Source organism: Metabacillus rhizolycopersici, assembly GCF_020075705.1.
Map to the genome: position 1 here is coordinate 1 of NZ_JAIQUM010000156.1, position 4,512 is coordinate 4,512.

General features: G+C 36.4%; 5 protein-coding genes and 1 pseudogene. 2 read left to right on the top strand and 4 right to left on the bottom strand.

Annotated elements, in window-relative coordinates; translation table 11 throughout:
- Window positions 1-447, top strand: a pseudogene (locus K9V48_RS27160) (IS6 family transposase); the annotation flags it as partial.
- Window positions 448-597: 150 nt separating this feature from the next.
- On the opposite strand, the gene tatC reads toward K9V48_RS27160, so the two are convergent.
- From tatC to K9V48_RS27180, 4 genes are all read right to left on the bottom strand, one after another.
- Entirely contained in the window at window positions 598-1,323 is a 726-nt protein-coding gene (tatC, locus tag K9V48_RS27165; RefSeq protein ID WP_224142190.1) for a twin-arginine translocase subunit TatC, read from the bottom strand.
- Window positions 1,324-1,437: 114 nt separating this feature from the next.
- Window positions 1,438-1,671 (bottom strand): twin-arginine translocase TatA/TatE family subunit, encoded by a 234-nt coding sequence (locus K9V48_RS27170; protein WP_224142191.1) that lies wholly within the window; start codon window positions 1,669-1,671, stop codon window positions 1,438-1,440.
- Window positions 1,672-1,759: 88 nt separating this feature from the next.
- Window positions 1,760-2,293, bottom strand: coding sequence for a RidA family protein (locus K9V48_RS27175; RefSeq protein WP_224142192.1), 534 nt, complete (start codon window positions 2,291-2,293; stop codon window positions 1,760-1,762).
- 39 nt (window positions 2,294-2,332) lie between these two features.
- Window positions 2,333-3,961: a flavin monoamine oxidase family protein gene (locus K9V48_RS27180; protein WP_224142193.1), complete on the bottom strand. Its 1,629-nt coding sequence runs from the start codon at window positions 3,959-3,961 to the stop codon at window positions 2,333-2,335.
- A gap of 220 nt (window positions 3,962-4,181) precedes the next feature.
- On the opposite strand from K9V48_RS27180, the gene K9V48_RS27185 reads away from it, so the two are divergent.
- On the top strand, window positions 4,182-4,512 hold a 331-nt coding region (locus tag K9V48_RS27185; protein ID WP_224142194.1), incomplete at its 3' end, for an IS6 family transposase.

Below are 4,512 nucleotides of genomic sequence, written 5' to 3' on the forward strand. Positions count from 1 at the left end.
ATGGATGTATCTATATCGTGCCGTTGACTCGGAAGGGAATACCATTGATTTTTATCTAAGTAAAACAAGAAATAAACAAGCAGCCAAACGCTTTCTTAAGAAAGCCTTGGCTTTTTCGCACGTTTCTGAGCCTCGTGTGATAACAGTAGACAAAAACCCAGCTTATCCAATCGCTATCCAAGAGTTAAAAGAAGAAAAGCAGATGCCTGAAGGCATCCAATTAAGGCAAGTTAAATATCTCAACAATATCGTGGAGCAGGATCATCGCTTTATTAAAAAACGAATTCGCCCGATGCTTGGATTAAAGTCCTTACGGACTGCCAAACGAATTATTGCGGGGATAGAGGCTATGCACATGGTCAAAAAAAAGGACAGACTCTCCAAAGGGAGAAGTCTGTCCAAAATCAAAAAGAATTCATCCATCAACTGTTTGGACTAATTGCTTAGGACCAGGAGTCACTAGAAATCTTTCGCTTTTTTATATTTTCTTCAAGTATTTGCACCAGAACCAAAAGAAGCACTTGTTTTTCGTTATTCCTGGAGTAAAAAGAGGCTATCTCAAAAGGGCCTGACCCTTTGGTTTGGTACTCAAAGCGATCAACCCGTTTCTTTCATTTTTTCCATCTTCCCCCTAAAAACTAGTTTAGAAAGTGTGATGCTAAACTCATATAAGGTGAGTAAAGGTACGATTACCAGAATATCAGAAACCAAATCAGGGGGAGAAATGATCACAGAAATAATAATTAAAACAAAATAGGATATTTTTCTTGCTTTTACTAGTCTATAAGGATTTATGATGCCTAGTTTTGTTAAAAACATAATGACTGCAGGCATTTCAAATAAAAAACCAAATGGCAACGTTAAATTGATCATAAATCTAAAATACTTATCGACCGTAAAGACTGCTTCGAACTGTTCACCAGCCAAGTTCTCTAAAAATGATAGGACAATTGGAAAAAGGATAAAATACCCGAAAGAAATTCCTAATAAAAATAACATAAATATACCTGGTATAAATGCTAATGTTACTTTTTGCTCTTCTTTTTTTAGAGCAGGCTTTACAAATTTCCAAACTTGAAAAGCTGCAATTGGAATGGTTGCCGCGATTGCAACGACACCCGCAATTAACATATAAATCCATAAAATATCTCCAGGACCTAGTAATGCTAATTTGTCATCTAAATCTTTCACTAAAAACTGGTGAATATCTTGCACAAAAATGAAGGATAGACAAAGGAAAACGATAAAAGCAATTAAAACAATGATGATTCGTTTTCGCACTTCTCCTAAATGTTCAACTAAATTCATTTTTGTTTTATCCAAATGTAAAGCCCCCTAACGAAAACCCGTATTGACGTTTAAAAACTATTATGTAAAAAGATCCTTCTACATAGAAAGATGTAAGCAGGATCACCTACCTACATCTTTTTAAATTTGTTAACTACCAGTGTTACTTTGTTTAGTCGATTCCACTGCTTGTAGTTTTTTTGTTTCTTCTTGTGTTTTATTCAATTCATTGTCGCCATTCACAAGATCATTTGTTGCCTTTTTGAATTCTTTGAGAGTGTTACCGAATGCACGCCCAATCTCAGGTAATTTTGAAGGCCCAAAAATGATAAGTGCAATGATAAGAATTAAGATTAACCCTGGAACACCGATATTCTGAAGCATAATAATTCTCTCCCTTGTCTATATTTTATTTTTTATATGAAGGAAAGGGTACAGAACACGTTTTCGTAAGTTTACTCCTTTCTTTCCTTCATTTAGCTTTATAGGCTACCTCCGCCTCAATCTCAATTAGCCAATCTGAATTTACTAAACTATCGACACCTACCGTTGAACGAGCAGTCTTTACTGGATTTTCTTTTGTATTAAAGAACTTGGCATAAGCATTGAACCATCCTTGATAATCCTGCTTATTCTCTTTGCTAGGGTCTGGAGTAAGATACACTCTTAAATATGTGATATCTGACATAGAAAGTCCTTTTGCTTTGAGATCAGCTTTAAGGGTCTTTAATATTCCAATGGCTTGCGTTTCTGTATCTCCATATCGTTCATATGTCGTTTTTCCATCCTTATTTAATAATGGAGGGACTGTCCCACTATACGATAATCGATTATATTTGTGCGGCACAGCAACTGAACTAGAAATCGGAGATGTTGGAGATCCAAAGAAGGTTACTTTATTTGATTTCAATGCTGAACTCTCACCTCCTGCAGAAGCAGAGAATCCAGCAATTAGGCTTGTCCCAAGTACAGTGGTCATAACAAAAGATTTAATCGTTTTTTTCATCATTCCATCTCCTTCTACCTATAAATATTGAAGATCTGTTTAGCCTACTTTAGAAGTAAACTTACTTTCTTTGAGTACTTCTTCATGAATTGTGCTAACTGCAATTCTTGCTGACTCAAAGGCACCTGCCATCCATCCAGTTAAATAACTTAGATGTTCACCAGCAAGATGAATTCGGCCTTGTGGTTCATTTAGGATAGGATAGTAGTTAGTACGATCAGATGCTGAGTATGAGGCCCATCCGCCTTCACTGTATTTGATTTTATGCCAAGCAAGTGAGAAAGAAGTCTCAAATTCTTCCGCATATTGAGGATGGATTTTCACACCTTGAGATATCGCACGAGCTTGTCTCTGCGAGAGTGATAGATTCCCATAATTCACTGCATTTTGACCAAAATTGTAATAGCCAACTAACACTCCTTTTTGAGATAAAAAGCCATTGGATGGGTACCAAATTTGTGAAATATCCATATTCGTTGTTGTAATTCCTCCAAGGATACGATCATCTTTTTCCCAGAATCTGTTTTTAAACTGAAGACCAATTTTTCCTGTCGTTGCATAATTTATGCTTTTAATTGCATTTTTCATTTGTGGTGTAAAATCAGCTGGAATATTTTTTAATACAGGAAGCGGAATAGTACAAATACAATAGTCCCCTGTTATTTCACTTGTTTTTCCATTCTTATTTTTTTTGTATACAATTCGAACTCCATCCGCTGATTGTCTAATCTCTTGTACTTCAGCTCCGAAAGTGATTTTTCCCGGCAACTTACTTTCAAGGGCTTTTGGAATTTGATCCATCCCTCCTACAGGTTGGAACATCATCGGTTGTTGATTGAAATCATAATCACCGCTGATGCTGTTCATCATTCCTGATTGCAGCAGCTCTGTAAAGGTTAATGGCGAATCGATTGTACCAGGCTTAAGACCAGCCCCCGGCAACTCCTTATATCCACGACGAGCTGAACCTTTATATGTATAATCTGAAGATAAATCTCCTTCACCTTTAAGATAGGCAGTTAACCTTTCAACATCCACTTTCGAAAGAGGGCGATCTAATGAGGTTTTATCTGAAACCTTCGCTAACAATTCTGAAATATAACCGCGAGTATCTGCTTTTACAGTGCCCTTTCGTATTTTCTGGCTAGATAGAGGCCCGGAGTTTTCTTGATAATAGTATGAGAATTCATTGGCATTACAGTATACTTCAAGTTCAACACCAAGTTCTCTGCAATAATCAATTGTTACATGATGCTGAGGTATACGAGCTGGACCCGCATTAAAATATAGCTCTTTATCAAATTTCGCAATTTGTTTTACCCCATTTATTTCACTTTCTTCTGTACCTTTTCTTACTGTCCAGTTGCGACCACCAGTGCGCTCCCTTGCTTCAAGTATTCTACAATCATATCCAGCCTTTCCTAATTCATAAGCTGCTGCCATTCCAGCAATACCTGCTCCCAAAATAATAATTTTTTTCCCATTTTTATTAGCCATTGCTAGATCGCTTTTTTTAGGACTATTAAATTCCTTTGCACTTGCCATTAACGGCTTTCCTAATAAACCTAGTGATTCCATTGCTCCCCAAACCGCTACTGCTCCCCCAACTTTTCCAACTTGATCTAAGAAATCTCTTCTAGTCATACCTTGTTCTTTATTACTTGTCATTTTTCCTTACACCCCCTGTAATATATTTCAATTTAATAGATTTATTGAAATATTTGTACAAATTTGTAAGAAAATGTTACATACATTTTGAAGATTTTTGTTTTTCTCGTTACAAAAAATAAAAAAATCGGTTCTGGTGCAAAAATTTCAGCTAATTTGAAACTAATCTCTAAATCTTGGATATATTGATACTACTAAACTAAAAAGGACGTGTATCGGTATGAAAAAACCAGTAGAATTCAAATGGAAGCATTATCAGCCTGACATTATTTTATTAACGGGTAGATGGTACCTACGGTACAGTCTCAGTTTTCGTGATTTGGTGGAAATGATGAAGGAACGAGGCTTATCCATGGCTCACACAACGATTATGCGTTGGGTACACCAATATGTGCCTGAATTAGATGAAAGAGTACGGCGTCACCTTAAGACAACCAATGATTCCTGGAGAGTCGATGAAACCTATGTGAAAGTCAAAGGTCAATGGATGTATCTATATCGTGCCGTTGACTCGGAAGGGAATACCATTGATTTTTATCTAAGTAAAACAA

Excerpts from the sequence above, each read along its gene's own strand:
- K9V48_RS27170 (WP_224142191.1), bottom strand. The coding sequence starts at position 1,671 with ATGCTTCAGAATATCGGTGTTCCAGGGTTAATCTTAATTCTTATCATT.
- K9V48_RS27175 (WP_224142192.1), bottom strand. The coding sequence starts at position 2,293 with ATGAAAAAAACGATTAAATCTTTTGTTATGACCACTGTACTTGGGACA.
- K9V48_RS27180 (WP_224142193.1), bottom strand. The coding sequence starts at position 3,961 with ATGACAAGTAATAAAGAACAAGGTATGACTAGAAGAGATTTCTTAGAT.